This window comes from Aestuariibaculum lutulentum (genome assembly GCF_032926325.1).
Lineage (GTDB): Bacteria > Bacteroidota > Bacteroidia > Flavobacteriales > Flavobacteriaceae > Aestuariibaculum > Aestuariibaculum lutulentum.
The window spans coordinates 2,742,743-2,756,963 of the sequence record NZ_CP136709.1 but is presented as its reverse complement, the minus strand read 5'-3'; the positions used below and the strand labels follow the sequence as shown (position 1 = coordinate 2,756,963).

General features: G+C 36.8%; 12 protein-coding genes. 5 read left to right on the top strand and 7 right to left on the bottom strand.

The features are described from left to right. The first annotated feature begins 12 nt into the window (after window positions 1–12). The gene (locus R1X58_RS11745) at window positions 13–534 is read left to right on the top strand and encodes a DUF7935 family protein (RefSeq protein WP_240572932.1); all 522 of its coding nucleotides are present in this window, start codon (window positions 13–15) and stop codon (window positions 532–534) included. 52 nt (window positions 535–586) lie between these two features. On the opposite strand, the gene R1X58_RS11740 is transcribed toward R1X58_RS11745, so the two are convergent. The 3 genes from R1X58_RS11740 to R1X58_RS11730 are packed head-to-tail and all read right to left on the bottom strand — an operon-like array spanning window position 587 to window position 4,364. After that, the gene (locus R1X58_RS11740) at window positions 587–1,495 is read right to left on the bottom strand and encodes a patatin-like phospholipase family protein (RefSeq protein WP_240572931.1); all 909 of its coding nucleotides are present in this window, start codon (window positions 1,493–1,495) and stop codon (window positions 587–589) included. A gap of 3 nt (window positions 1,496–1,498) precedes the next feature. Next, window positions 1,499–2,401, bottom strand: coding sequence for a patatin-like phospholipase family protein (locus tag R1X58_RS11735; RefSeq protein WP_240572930.1), 903 nt, complete (start codon window positions 2,399–2,401; stop codon window positions 1,499–1,501). 1 nt (window position 2,402) lies between these two features. Beyond that, on the bottom strand, window positions 2,403–4,364 hold the full coding sequence (locus tag R1X58_RS11730) for a M1 family metallopeptidase (RefSeq protein WP_240572929.1): 1,962 nt from the start codon (window positions 4,362–4,364) through the stop codon (window positions 2,403–2,405). A 133-nt stretch (window positions 4,365–4,497) separates the two neighbouring features. Here R1X58_RS11730 and recG point away from each other — a divergent pair, with 133 nt between their 5' ends. From recG to R1X58_RS11710, 4 genes are all read left to right on the top strand, one after another. Next, window positions 4,498–6,600 carry an ATP-dependent DNA helicase RecG gene (gene recG / locus R1X58_RS11725; RefSeq protein WP_240572928.1) on the top strand — a complete coding sequence of 701 codons (2,103 nt, stop codon included), beginning with the start codon at window positions 4,498–4,500 and terminating at the stop codon, window positions 6,598–6,600. Between the two features lie 35 nt (window positions 6,601–6,635). Next, on the top strand, window positions 6,636–7,217 hold the full coding sequence (gene miaE, locus R1X58_RS11720) for a tRNA-(ms[2]io[6]A)-hydroxylase (protein WP_240572927.1): 582 nt from the start codon (window positions 6,636–6,638) through the stop codon (window positions 7,215–7,217). 298 nt (window positions 7,218–7,515) lie between these two features. After that, on the top strand, window positions 7,516–9,681 hold the full coding sequence (locus R1X58_RS11715; RefSeq protein WP_240572926.1) for an endonuclease MutS2: 2,166 nt from the start codon (window positions 7,516–7,518) through the stop codon (window positions 9,679–9,681). A gap of 35 nt (window positions 9,682–9,716) precedes the next feature. After that, the gene (locus tag R1X58_RS11710; RefSeq protein WP_240572925.1) at window positions 9,717–10,136 is read left to right on the top strand and encodes a thiol-disulfide oxidoreductase DCC family protein; all 420 of its coding nucleotides are present in this window, start codon (window positions 9,717–9,719) and stop codon (window positions 10,134–10,136) included. Window positions 10,137–10,139: 3 nt separating this feature from the next. Here R1X58_RS11710 and R1X58_RS11705 read toward each other — a convergent pair whose 3' ends face one another. From R1X58_RS11705 to aroC, 4 genes are all read right to left on the bottom strand, one after another. Further along, a complete protein-coding gene (locus tag R1X58_RS11705; RefSeq protein WP_240572924.1) occupies window positions 10,140–10,754 on the bottom strand; it encodes a YiiX/YebB-like N1pC/P60 family cysteine hydrolase in 615 nt (204 codons plus the stop codon). Window positions 10,755–10,773: 19 nt separating this feature from the next. Continuing rightward, the gene (locus R1X58_RS11700; protein WP_240572923.1) at window positions 10,774–11,592 is read right to left on the bottom strand and encodes a sulfurtransferase; all 819 of its coding nucleotides are present in this window, start codon (window positions 11,590–11,592) and stop codon (window positions 10,774–10,776) included. Window positions 11,593–11,597: 5 nt separating this feature from the next. Then, the gene (locus tag R1X58_RS11695; protein ID WP_240572922.1) at window positions 11,598–12,917 is read right to left on the bottom strand and encodes a dicarboxylate/amino acid:cation symporter; all 1,320 of its coding nucleotides are present in this window, start codon (window positions 12,915–12,917) and stop codon (window positions 11,598–11,600) included. 149 nt (window positions 12,918–13,066) lie between these two features. Continuing rightward, window positions 13,067–14,131: a chorismate synthase gene (aroC, locus tag R1X58_RS11690; protein ID WP_240572921.1), complete on the bottom strand. Its 1,065-nt coding sequence runs from the start codon at window positions 14,129–14,131 to the stop codon at window positions 13,067–13,069. Window positions 14,132–14,221 lie beyond the last annotated feature (90 nt).

Here is a 14,221-nt window from a genome sequence, read left to right as displayed (position 1 = left end):
ACACTACTTTTTATGGATTCGTCAAGAATTATCGATTTATTATTATTTGCTATTCCGTCATTAATTACCGGACTTATAGCATATTATTTTTTTAAAGAACACACTAAAAATGAAGATGGTCGCAGACGCTTTTTACTACAAAAAGATCTGGAAGTAAGCGCCTTACCAACACGCCTGCAAGCCTACGAACGTATGACCTTGTTTTTAGAGCGCATTGCACCATCTAAACTTTTACTTCGAGTAGCACCAACCTCATCGGATAAAAACACCTATGAAGCCATGTTAATCCAAGCCATTGAGTCGGAGTTTGAACATAATTTAGCACAGCAGATTTACGTAAGCGAACAGTGTTGGAGCATTATTAATACAGCTAAAAACGCCACCATACAACTGATAAGGAAAGCTAGTTTACTTGAAAAAACTGATACCGCCGACAAACTACGCGAAGTGGTATTAACCGAAATGTTAGAACGCCGTGCCCCAAGCGATTTGGCCCTTTCGTTTATTAAAGATGAAGTGAAGAATATTTTGTAAAACATGTACTCTTGAATAGTAAAAAAGACAACCTAGTAGGCTGTCTTTTTTACTATTCAACATCACTTAATTCATTATCCCCCATATGCTTCTGTTTCGCATATTCAAAGCCATCTTCCCACCATTTGGTCATTAAGCGCTTACTAAATATTAATGAATTCTCGGTAAGTTGAGTTGGGGTGTAGTATAAATTCAGTTTTACATTACGGTGCTTTGCTGCGAGTTTACCAATAGCAATATCGGCCTTTTCGACCTGATCTAACAGATGCCCAAACAGGTTAATCATCAAAGAGAATGGGTTTTTACCTAAAACTTTATTGTATTCCAGATTTTCACTTTCCAAAACTATCGCATCAACTTCAGTTGCTCCCCGAAGAATAGCCTCCCGAATAGGAATTACACATCCCAGTCCACCATCGGCATACTCAAAGCCATCACGTTTTACCAAGGACATAAACGGAATGTAATTGCAGGAAATCCAAATCCAGTCGCAAAACTCTTCATAACTAAAATCGTTAATAGACTTATACTCGACCCGGTTTTTAGACAGGTTAGATACCGTAACCACTACATCTTCCTTCGTATCTCGAATTAAATTAAATTCTTCTTCACTAAAATGCTTTTTTATGTGACGTCTTAAATTTTTACTCTCACCAAATGTACGTTTACGTTTTATAAATTGGAGAATGGAATTAAAGTAATTAATAGATACATACTCCCTGCCATCCTTTTTATGTTGCACAAACGGATTGATACTAAAAATGGTATTTTGCTTCACGTTGGTAAAAATCTCATGTAATTTACTCAGACTATTGGTCGCTAAATGAGGTACCAGCAAACTGCCTGTTGATGTACCGAGAAACATATCGTACTCTTTACCTTGTTCTTCCATTAAATATTGCGCTACACCACCAGCAAACGCACCTTTACTGCCACCTCCGGAAATTACTAATGCTTTCATATACTAATCTTCTAACGCGCTTACTTGTTTATTTTTAAACTTGGCAAAATTATAGCCACTTTGCCACCATTCGGTCATTTTTTCTTTGTTAAAGATTAATGAATTTGTGGTTAACACCGTTGGCGCGTAATAAAAATTAATAATGGCATTAGTATGGTTAGCCACATGTTTACCTATTTTTATATTTTGAGATTCGATTCTATCGAGCATAAATGTGAACATATTGGTCATTAAAGAAAAGGGGTTTTTTGACGGTAATCGGTTATATTGAGTCACTTCGGTTTGTAAAATTATAGCATCAACTTCGGTAGCGCCTCTATTTATAGCTTCCTCAATGGGCACCATATTTCCTAAACCGCCATCGGCATATTCGCAACCATCCTTTTTAACTAAAGTCATGAAAGGCGTGTAATTACTGGAAATCCAGATCCATTCACAAAATTCATCATAATCAAAGTCTTTAATGCTTTTGTACTCTACCTGATTCAGTGAAATATTAGATACGGTAACTACAATGTCTTTGGTTGATTGCTTTAAAATTTCAAAATCTTCTGGTGTTAGTGTTCTTTTTATAAGGTCTTTCAAGTGATAGCTTTCACCAAAAGTCTTACTCCCACGCAACATATTTAAAAGCACATTAAAATGATTAATAGCAATATTTTGATTCCCGTGTTTTTGCTTTACCACAAAAGGACACACGCTAAAAATATCGCTGTTTGTTACACTGGTATACACGTGTTTTATGCGTTCAATTTCCTTTAAAGCCAGATGCGACACCAGTAAACTACCGGTTGATGTTCCTATATAAATCTGGTAGTCCCGATTCATCTCTTCAATAAGATATTGGGCCACGCCACCGGCAAATGCACCTTTACTACCGCCTCCTGAAATTACTAAAGCTTTCATTTTAATTTTGGTTTAGGGCTTGTAACATCGATTTTGAAAATTTCGAAAATTGCCAGTTGTGATGCGTTGTAGCTTCCTTTAAATTTTCTCTGCATACTTCATTACAGGCTTGTATTTGCTGCAAAAACATAAACGCATTCTGTCTAATATCGAAACTGTATTTTGGAGATGTATAACCAGTTAATTCCTTGAAATATTCAGGCTTATTTTCTGGCTCAAAACCATCCGTAATCAATGCTAAAGTCAGCCACAACATCCTAATGTTTTTATCGTGAAACCCAAAAATGCCTTTTGTTTGATTCAAATATTTATAGCGCTCTTGCGGAAAGTTTCTCCATAAATTCATTAAAGCAGCTTCAATAGTTACATACGATTCATCTTGAAGCAATGACTCATAATCCTGTTTTAATCGTTCAGGAATAATGGAGATTGATGTTGCTATGGCTTGACGCACTTTTATAGGGCTTTTAAAATTATCTGATGTAATTTGGTTTGGTATTTGCTCGATCACCTTAGCTTTAGCCTCATCTGAAATCCCTGAATTTAAATACTCGCCACATTTGGAGGTATACAATTCACAATCTACCATAAGATACTCTTGAATAAACACCGATTGTTTTAAACTTTCTAACATCAAGTTATAATTTAAATCTTTGTTTTCCAACCAAAGTGCCACAAACTTGCTTAAATCTTGTTTACTTGTCCGTTCAACCTCTGCTATAAAGTCTTTGGTTTTTACATTTTTAAAAGCATACTTATTTAAATAACTCTTTACTGCACTTTTAAAAGCATCATCTCCCACCTTTTCTCGTAGCAAATGCAACACCCAGGCTCCCTTTTTATAAAATGTGGTACTACTAGACTTTTGGTTTAAAAGTGCCGTGCTTCCACCCGATTTATCCTGTACATCCAGCTCCTGTAAATATTCATATAAACGCCAGTAATAATAATTATCACCAAACATATTTCGCTCGGCTAATAATGCATAATATGTAGCAAAACCTTCCTGCAACCAGTGGTGAGTTCCTGACGTTTCGGTTACCAAATCGCCAAACCACTGGTGAGCCAGCTCGTGCGCATTTACATTAACATAATTCTTATCTACAAAAGCCGTATCGTTAACCACAAAAGCATCAGAAAAAATAGTCGAACTGGTATTTTCCATGCCGGCATACAGAAAGTCTTTAACTGGTATTTGCTTATAATTCTGCCACGGATACGCTACCCCAATTTCCTCTTCTAAAAAATCGAACATCTGTTTTGTGTATCTATAAGTTGGTTCAAACTTTAAAGAATCTTCAGGATAGTAATACATCTCTAGAGGTTTACCGCTTTCTGAATACTCGATTTGCTTATCATACTTTCCAATAGCTAAAGCCACTAAATAACTCGCCATAGGTTTTCGCATATCGTAATGCCAGGTCATTGTGGAATCGTTGATTTGCTTATCTATTAATTTTCCGTTGGCGATAACCTCGTAATTTTTATTAAAAGTAATGCTTAAATCGAACTCAATTTTATCATTCATATCGTCGATACTTGGCAACCAGTTACTCGTATATTTTCCCTGTCCCTGCGTCCAGATTTGCTTGTTTCCATTCGGATACTCCCAATCAATAAAATACAAGGCTTTCTTTGGTTGGGCTTTATATTCAAATTTTAATTCATAGGATTTCCCCTTTTTTAACTTATGCTTAATCCACAGTTTTTTTGAATCGCTTCGGAAGTCTACCGACTTTCCATTTAAAGTCACCAGAGAGAATTCCATATTTACGGCATCTAAAAAAATAGAGTCTCTAGATTTTAAAATATCTAATTTATAAGTCACCTCACCCAAAACCGTTTTCGCCTCGGGTTGAAATGTCACCCATACAGCTGCACTTTTAAAATCCACATAATCGGCTTGCTGGGCACACAAAAAACCAGTAATAAAAAAAATAAAGGCAAGTAGGTAGAATTTCATATTTATAGGGTTATAAATCCATGTCGGACAAGATTTTAAATAAGTAAGCCATTTGACTCTAACAAGGATTAAGCCAAAATACGGAAATTTTCCATTTTTTGAATTGGTTGAAAAGGTTTAAATTCGTCCTGTTATGGCAATAAATCTACAAACTCCTATCGATTATTTAAAAGGCGTTGGCTCGAGCAGAGCCGAATTGCTTCGCAAAGAATTGGGTATTCATACCTATCAGGATTTGATGAATTTATTCCCAAACCGCTACATCGATCGTACGCAATATTACAAGATTAATGGATTGCCACACAACAATGCCGATGTCCAGGTGATTGGTAAAATTATTTCATTTTCTGAAGTCGGACAAAACCGAGGCAAACGTTTGGTGGCAAAATTTCAGGACGACACCGGAACCATGGAACTGGTTTGGTTTCGAGGCCATAAATGGATAAAAGAAAGCTTAAAATTGAACACCCCTTACGTGGCGTTTGGGAAAACCAATTGGTTCAACAGCACCTTCTCCATGCCACATCCTGAACTGGAACCATTAGCTGAGCACGAAAAAAATTTAAGATCAGCTATGCAGGCTGTTTATCCGTCAACTGAAAAGCTATCGAATCGAGGTATTTCTAATCGGGTAGTAAGTAAAATTATTCAGCAATTATTTATCGATGCCAACGGAAAATTTGACGAAACGCTTCCCGAATATTTGCGAAAAGAACTGCATTTAATTAATAAAAATGAAGCCCTTTTTAACATCCATTTTCCGAAGAGTCCGGAGCTGTTAACCAAGGCACAATTCCGATTAAAATTTGAAGAGCTTTTTTATATTCAGCTGCAGCTCATCATTAAAAATTTAGTTCACAAATCGAAAATTAAAGGCTTTCCTTTTGAACATATCGGCGAACATTTTAAAACCTTTTTTGAAGAACATTTACCTTTCGATTTAACCAACGCACAAAAGCGGGTACTAAAAGAAATTCGTGCCGATTTAGGCAGTAATGCTCAAATGAATCGTTTGTTACAAGGTGATGTAGGTTCCGGAAAGACCATTGTAGCACTAATGTCAATGTTAATGGCACTTGACAACGGTTTCCAGGCTTGTTTAATGGCTCCGACTGAAATTTTGTCAGTTCAACACTATAATGGATTACTTGAACTATGTAAAGAACTGAAAATCAGAATAAAACTTTTAACAGGTTCAACTAAAACTTCAGAACGAAGAGAAATTTTAGAATCTTTAAAAAATGGCGATTTAAACATCATTATCGGCACCCATGCGCTACTTGAAGACAAGGTAGAATTCCATAATTTAGGGCTCGCTATCATAGACGAGCAACATCGTTTTGGTGTCGCTCAAAGAAGTAAATTATGGCATAAAAATTCGACCCCGCCACACATTTTAGTGATGACTGCAACTCCAATTCCACGTACGTTGGCGATGTCGGTTTATGGCGATCTTGACATCTCGATTATAGACGAATTACCAGCGGGAAGAAAGCCTATAAAAACGGTTCATCGCTATGATAAAAACAGACTGAATGTTTTTCGTTTTGTGAAGGAAGAAATTGCCAAAGGCAGACAGGTGTATATTGTGTATCCGTTAATTCAGGAAAGTGAAAAAATGGACTATAAAGATTTGATGGATGGCTATGAAAGTATCGCTCGGGATTTCCCGATGCCCGATTATCAAATTTCCATTGTTCACGGTAAAATGAAACCTGCCGATAAAGATTATGAGATGCAGCGTTTTATAAAAGGCGAAACACAAATTATGGTAGCCACAACCGTTATCGAAGTTGGTGTAAATGTTCCTAACGCTTCGGTTATGATTATTGAAAGTGCCGAACGCTTTGGATTATCGCAATTGCATCAGTTACGTGGTCGTGTGGGGCGAGGTGCAGAACAGAGTTACTGTATTTTAATGACCGGACATAAACTGAGTAACGACAGTAAAACACGTCTGGAAACCATGGTTAAAACCAGCGATGGTTTTGAAATTGCCGAAGTAGATTTAAAATTGCGAGGTCCCGGCGATTTAATGGGTACACAGCAAAGTGGTGTGCTTAACCTTAAAATTGCCGACATTGTAAAGGACAAAGATTTATTACAACACGCCCGTTATCACGCAAAAAAGATCCTTAATGACGATCCGAAACTGGCTTCCACAGATAACGCAGTAGTTTTAGACACTTACAGAAAGCTGAGTAAATTTAAAAACATCTGGAATTATATTTCTTAGATTACCGAAAGCTTTATTTTTGTAAAAATTTAATTATGCTTCATTTACAACTGGAAACCGACCCGCGTTGGGCCAACCTGGCGGAATCAAATATAGAAGAAATACTTACCGACCATGCCTGGTGTGAGCAAAAGGCAGCAACCAGTGCCATAACCTTAATCACTCAAAATCCGGAATACCCCGATATGGTAACCGAACTTCTTGAAATTGCGCAGGAAGAACTGGAACATTTTCAAATGGTTCACGACATCATTAAAGCCCGTGGATACAAATTGGGCCCCGAACGTAAAGACAGTTACGTTCATGAGCTTTTTAAATTTATGAATAAAGGCGGAAATCGCATTCAGCGTATGGTAGACAAATTGTTGCTTTCTGCTATGATTGAAGCCAGAAGCTGCGAACGATTCAAATTGTTATCAAACACCATTAAGGACGAAGAACTGGCTAAATTCTATTACGATTTAATGGTTAGTGAGGCGAGCCATTATACCACGTTCATAACCTTTGCCAGAAAATATGGTAAAGGGGTTGATGTTGAAAAACGTTGGAAGCAATTAGTAGAGTTTGAAAGCACTATTATAAAAAGCTACGGAACGGGCGATTCATTGCATGGTTAAAAAATAATTGGGGCAAAACAAAGCTCAACCTAAACGAGTTGAGCTTTGCAAACTGTTCTATAGTTTGATTGATTGATGACGATTTTTTAAAACTTACACTTGTATTTTCAAACAGCATCTTCATACTCAACTTTGCAGCTGTAAGGTATTCACTATTTAAACACACCCTTGTTATTCTTTTGTTAAAGAATGAGTTACAAATGTTAATTAACATTTTTTAAGACAAGGAAATACCGCTTCAAATTTACTTGCAGATTGTTTAACTTTGCCTCTTTCGTATTCATATTTAAAACAAAGAATGATTAACATTCACGACAAGACATTACAAGACTTAGAATTTCCAACCGTTTTACAACAAGTTAGCGAACATTGTATCACCCCACTTGGAAACGAAAGAGCTTTAGAAATAGCACCATACAGAAACAAAACGGAACTTCTTAACAGTTTACAGTTAACTAACGAATATGTATCATCCTTTGCTAACGACAACCGTATTCCTAACCACAGTTTCGAGACCATATCTAAAGAAATTAAACTTTTAAATATTGAAAATGCTTTTTTAGAGGTCTTTAGTCTGAAGAAGATTGCGTCGATTTCAACCACATCAAACGAGATTGTGTTATTTCTTAATAAATTTGAAGAATACTATCCGAAACTTCATGAATACGCATCTCATATTGAAGTGACCAAAATAGTTATCGATAAAATTAACTCTATTATTGACCGTTTTGGGGATATTAAAGACAATGCTTCCGATAAACTTTACGAGTTGCGACAGTCTATCAATAAAGTAAAAGGGCAAATAAACAGCAGTTTCGTTACCGCATTAAACGCCTATCACAGTTCTGAGTATTTAGATGATATTCGCGAGTCTGTTCTGGAAAACCGACGTGTATTAGCTGTAAAAGCCATGTATCGCCGAAAGGTTAAAGGCACAATTTTAGGAAGTAGTAAAACGGGAAGTATTGTATACATGGAACCTGAGGCTACACAAAAATACACACGAGAACTTAATAACCTGGAATACGAAGAGAAAGAAGAAATTACACGTATTTTAAAAGAGGTTACTGAGTATATTCGTCCGTTTGTTGAGTTGTTTGCAAAGTATCAGGAGTTTTTAATAAACATCGATGTAATTTCGGCGAAAGCCAAATACGCACAATCATTAAACGCTATTCTTCCGGAAATTACAGAAGATCGCAGTATGTTTTTACGTGAAGCCTATCACCCGCTTCTGTATCTTAACAATCTTAAAAAGAAAGCTAAAACCTTTCCGCAAACAGTAGAATTAAAACAAGACAGTCGCATTATCGTTATATCAGGACCAAATGCCGGCGGTAAAAGTATCACCTTAAAAACTGTTGGATTGTTGCAAGTTATGCTGCAAAGCGGTATGCTTATTCCAGTTCATGAGCGCAGTAAAGCCTGCTTGTTCGACCGGGTTATGAGTGATATTGGTGACAACCAGTCCATAGAAAACCATTTAAGTACGTACAGCTACCGATTAAAACAAATGAATTATTTCTTAAGGAAATGCAACAAAAACACCCTGTTTTTAATTGATGAGTTTGGTACAGGTAGTGACCCTGAATTAGGAGGTGCACTGGCGGAAACGTTTTTAGAGGAATTCTACCATCGGGAAGCCTTCGGAATTATCACCACACACTATTCCAACTTAAAAATACTAGCCAACGAGCTACCTTTCATGCTCAATGCCAATATGCTTTTTGATGAACGCACATTGGAACCGCTTTTTAAACTCGTAATTGGTCAGGCAGGAAGTAGTTTTACATTTGAAGTGGCTCAGAAAAATGGTATCCCTTTCGGATTAATTAACCGTGCTAAGAAGAAAATTGAGCGTAGTAAAGTGCGTTTCGATGCCACGATAGCCAAACTTCAAAAAGAACGCTCTAAACTTGAAAAAACAGGCGAATCTTTAAAACTGAATGAGAAGAAAAAAATTGAAGAAGCCGACAAACTCGAAGAAATCAATAATCGCATTCAAAAGAAACTGGAAAGCTATCAGGAACTTTACGACAGTAATCAGCGTTTAATTTATATCGGACAAAAAGTTGATGATTTAGCCGACAAATATTTCAACAACAAACAAAAACGCGCCTTAATGGATGAGTTATTCAAACTGGTTCAGGTTGAAAATTCAAAACGTCAAAAAGTTAGCAAGAAAGAAAAACAACAAATAAAAGCTAAAGAAAACAAGGTTAAAAAAGAAGTTGAGAAAAAGGTTGAAGTAATTCGTGAAAAGAAAAAAGAAGCGAAACAAAAAGCTATTGAAGCACCTAAACCAAAACCGATTCTAACCATTGGCGACCGCGTTCGACTGGAAGATGGTCGAGCGATTGGAACCATCGATAAAATAGAGAAAAACAAAGCTGTGGTTAACTATGGTATCTTTACAACCAATGTAAGCCTGGATCAGTTAGAACTTGTTGAACGCGTAAAGTAGTTCAACAAGTTTTATCTTTTTTATACCTTTAAAACATGAAGGTCGATTTACCAAAAAACAAACAACTTATTCTATTTGATGGGGTTTGCAACCTATGTAACTCGAGTGTTAACTTTGTTATAAAACACGACAAGAAAAATAAATTCTTATTTACACCGCTACAAAGTGAATTAGCCAGTCAAATTCTAGAAGAATTTCAAATAGACACAAAAAAAACTGATTCTATCCTACTCTACACCCCTGAAAAAGTCATCACCTATAAATCGACTGCTGCTTTAAAAATTGCATCATATTTAGGCTTTCCAATTAATATCCTTTCTGTTTTTCTGATTATTCCTGCAATTATTAGAAACTGGATTTACGATTTTATTGCTAAAAACCGTTACAAATGGTTTGGAAAAAAAGAGGTTTGTATGATTCCTACTCCGGAATTAAAAAGTAAGTTTTTAGAGTAAATCTTAAAGTGTTCCCAGGATTTTAATCTTTTTAGATAAAGACATCCCGCCCGGATTACAACCTGGTTTACCTTCGGGAACTTCCATATTCAACTTCTTAAAATAGTCTTCCCATACTTTAAAATACGACTCCGAACCTGGTGCTTTGTATGTCATTGGAAACAACGTAAAAAATGGTTGTCCGTTTGCACTAAGAAAGCAATCGTAAATTAACTCGGAACAATAGTACTTGTCGTTATCATATAAATAATTTACATCATAAGGTGTACCAATTTGTTTTTTGCCAAAGTCAATAGCGTTTGTAATCAAGTTTCTATAACGTTTTTTTAAACGCCCAACATACATTGGATTTTTCGTCTTTAAAACAAAAGCATCATAAGGTATTAAGGTCACTTCTGTTCCTGAAGCTTCCAAAATAAGTGTTTTATCATTTTGAATTACCACCATTCCCATGTGATTAAAATCATGCCCGTTATAACCTTCTGTCACCTGATTAATCGCATCACATAACGGACCACAATCAATAGACTGAAAAATTAAATCACCATTTTGTAATTCAATATTTTGAGCATACCCAAAGAATACAAACAGAAAAACAGGTAAAAACAAAGACTTCATAAATTGTTTTTAATTGATTTTAGCTTTCGGTAAGACTTCCCCACTCCGACCAAGAACCATCGTAAACCGAAATGTTTTTATAACCAGTCAGGTCTGCTCCCAAAGCCAGTACACAAGCTGTAATTCCTGAGCCGCAAGAAAAAATAATCTGATCCTCTTTTTTCACCAATGAGGAAAACATCAATTCTATTTCTGCTTTCGATTTTAATTCGCCGTCTTTCAATAAATCTGTGAATGGTAAATTCACCGAATTCGGTATCGTCCCCATACGTAATCCTTCACGAGGTTCCGGTTCTTCACAATTAAAACGCCCTCTGGAACGGGCATCAATAATAGTATGCGATTTATTTGCTGAAGCTTCCTGTATATCCTTAAAAAACTTCATTGTTTCCGGATTTAATTCAGCTTTAAAATCTCCTGTTTGTCCGGAATATGGTGTCATCGCTTCAGTTGGGTAACCTGCTTTTTTCCAGGACGGTAATCCGCCACTTAGCACTGCAATATTATGATGTCCGAAAGCTTTAAACAACCACCAAACACGTGCCGACGAATAAATGCCTTTATCGTCGTAAACTACAATAGCACTATCTTTATCAATCCCTAAGGCTTGCGCTTCGGTTTCAAATTGTACTGCTGCAGGAAACGTACTTGGAAATGGAGCTCCCACTTCACTAAACTTGTTCTTTATATCAAAAAATCTTGTATTCGGAATTTGCTCCTTTGAAGCATCAAATACTTTATTAATGGTTCCGTCTAAAATCACCAGATTTTCAGCATCTAAATGATTGTAAAGCCAGTCGACTGTTACTGAAGACTCTTTTAATACAAGCTTAGCCATAAGTCTTATTTCTTTAAATTATCATCCCAGTTTTTAACATGAGGTTCGTGTAGCTTATCTAAAGATTTAGCCACTAATACCGATACTGTTGCATCGCCGGTTACGTTTACTACAGTTCTACACATATCTAAAGGTCGATCTACCGCAAAAATTAAAGCTAAGCCAATAGGTAATAATTCAGCCGGGAAACCTATAGATTCCAATACAATAACCAACATAACCATTCCCGCACTTGGTACCGCAGCACTTCCAATAGAGGCCAATAACGCCGTTAGCACAATCACTAACTGATTAGAAAACGTTAAACCTTCAGGCCAGATGACCTGCATAATAAAAACGGCAGCAATACCCTGATACAAACTGGTACCATCCATATTTACGGTGGCTCCAACAGGTAAAACAAAACCAGATACTTCTTTATCCACACCAATATGTTCTTCAACACGCTCCATAGTTACCGGTAATGTTGCTGCACTGGAACTTGTTGAAAATGCTAAAAGTTGTGCCGGACTAATTTGCTGTAAAAACCACAATGGAGATTTCTTAGCATAAATGCTAACCAGTAGCATATAGAATCCAATCATAATCACTAGACCACCAACGACACAGCCTGCGTAGTATAATAATTTAATTAAAATCTCAACATCATCGAAGGCTATAATCACGTTTGCCAGTAAGGCGAATACGGCGTAAGGCGCAAAAAGCATGATTAAATCGACCATTTTCATAACCACCTCGTTTAAGGAATCGAAGAAGTTAATTAATGGCTTCGCTTTTTCCTCCGGAATTAATAACAAACAAATACCAACAAACATAGCAAAGAAAATAACCTGTAACATCGATGCCTCAGCAAAGGACTGGAAAATGTTACTTGGAAAAATATCGACTAAGGCTTGTAACGGTCCTGCATCTTTTTGAGCGCTGGCCTTGGCAAGTTTATCGACTACGCCAGCGTCATTTTCATATTTCGCTTTAATTTTTTCGATGGTATCCTGCGGCATACCAACACCTGGTCTCACCGTGTTTACAATACCTAAGCCAATAACAATAGCAACCAGCGTTGTGAAAATATAAATACTAATGGTACGTAAACCCATCGATTTAATTTTAGAAATATCTTTTAAATCTGAAATACCTTTGATTAAAGATGCCAGAATTAATGGAACTGCGATTAACTTTAGAAGATTGATAAAAATCGTTCCGAAAGGCGCAATCCAATCGGCTACAAAACCTTTACCACCATCGATACCGTTCATGATGAATCCGAAAATGATTCCCAGAACCATACCTATTATAATCTTCCAGTGTAATGCTAGTTTTTTCATATTGCTAAATAATTTCTTCTGTTTGGGATGAAGTTACTAAATATTATTAAAATGAATCGGAGCCTTAGCCCCGATTGAAGTGATATCCTTTTAATGCTTTAAGCAGAAAGGTTAAAGCATTAAAAGATTTAACGGAAAGCGGGAAACAGCTACAAATGCAAAGCTCTGTTCTGTAACCAAAAATCGGCAATTACCAATGCCGCCATGGCCTCAACAATAGGCACTGCACGTGGCACAACACATGGGTCGTGACGCCCTTTACCCTGCATTTCTACAGTATTTCCGTCTTTATCTATAGTCTCGTATTTTTGAATTAAAGTGGCTACGGGTTTAAAGGCTACGTTAAAGTAAATATCCATTCCATTGCTTATACCACCTTGAATACCGCCTGAATAATTTGTTTTCGTTGATCCGTCGTTATTAAAGGCATCGTTATGGTCGCTTCCATACATGGTGCTCCCTTCGAAACCACTACCGTACTCGAAACCTTTTACAGCGTTGATTGATAGCATGGCTTTACCTAATTCGGCGTGTAATTTATCGAAAACCGGTTCTCCTAAACCAATTGGCACGTTTTTAATCACACAGGTAACTACCCCCCCAACCGTATCGCCTTTAGAGCGTACTTCTTTTATGTAGGCCTCCATTTTAGCAGCCATTTCCGCATCCGGACAACGAACAATGTTAGATTCTATTTGAGTTAAATCCAGTTCGGTGTATGGTTTATCTAATTTCATGGTGCCTACGGCCGAAACGTAAGCAGTAAACTCAATGTTTTTCAACATTTGTTTAGCTACAGCACCTGCAACAACTCGACTGGCCGTTTCGCGCGCTGAACTGCGTCCACCTCCGCGATAGTCTCTAAACCCATATTTTTTATCGTAAACATAATCGGCGTGACTTGGACGATAACTGTCTTTAATATGCGAGTAATCGTGAGATTTTTGATTGGTATTTTCAATCACAAAACCAATGGATGTTCCTGTGGTTTTTCCTTCAAAAATTCCGGAATGAAACTTCACCGTATCCGGTTCTTTACGCTGTGTTACAATAGCCGATTGTCCTGGTTTTCTACGATCTAATTCATTTTGAATAGCTTCTAAATCTAACTCAATACCAGAAGGACAACCATCAATAACCCCGCCTAACGCAGGACCATGAGATTCGCCATAAGTTGATAATGTAAACAGTTTTCCGAAGGAATTTCCCGCCATGTCTAAAAATTTTGTTTGCTAAAGTAAATTTATTCTAAGAGATACGAAAATGAAATTGCATGAAACACACACAAAAAGCACCAAAAACTG

Bases quoted from the DNA above. Each gene is read 5' to 3' on its own strand.
- R1X58_RS11745 (WP_240572932.1), top strand. From the start codon at position 13: ATGGATTCGTCAAGAATTATCGATTTATTATTATTTGCTATTCCGTCA.
- R1X58_RS11740 (WP_240572931.1), bottom strand. From the start codon at position 1,495: ATGAAAGCATTAGTAATTTCCGGAGGTGGCAGTAAAGGTGCGTTTGCT.
- R1X58_RS11735 (WP_240572930.1), bottom strand. From the start codon at position 2,401: ATGAAAGCTTTAGTAATTTCAGGAGGCGGTAGTAAAGGTGCATTTGCC.
- R1X58_RS11730 (WP_240572929.1), bottom strand. From the start codon at position 4,364: ATGAAATTCTACCTACTTGCCTTTATTTTTTTTATTACTGGTTTTTTG.
- recG (WP_240572928.1), top strand. From the start codon at position 4,498: ATGGCAATAAATCTACAAACTCCTATCGATTATTTAAAAGGCGTTGGC.
- miaE (WP_240572927.1), top strand. From the start codon at position 6,636: ATGCTTCATTTACAACTGGAAACCGACCCGCGTTGGGCCAACCTGGCG.
- R1X58_RS11715 (WP_240572926.1), top strand. From the start codon at position 7,516: ATGATTAACATTCACGACAAGACATTACAAGACTTAGAATTTCCAACC.
- R1X58_RS11710 (WP_240572925.1), top strand. From the start codon at position 9,717: ATGAAGGTCGATTTACCAAAAAACAAACAACTTATTCTATTTGATGGG.
- R1X58_RS11705 (WP_240572924.1), bottom strand. From the start codon at position 10,754: ATGAAGTCTTTGTTTTTACCTGTTTTTCTGTTTGTATTCTTTGGGTAT.
- R1X58_RS11700 (WP_240572923.1), bottom strand. From the start codon at position 11,592: ATGGCTAAGCTTGTATTAAAAGAGTCTTCAGTAACAGTCGACTGGCTT.
- R1X58_RS11695 (WP_240572922.1), bottom strand. From the start codon at position 12,917: ATGAAAAAACTAGCATTACACTGGAAGATTATAATAGGTATGGTTCTG.
- aroC (WP_240572921.1), bottom strand. From the start codon at position 14,131: ATGGCGGGAAATTCCTTCGGAAAACTGTTTACATTATCAACTTATGGC.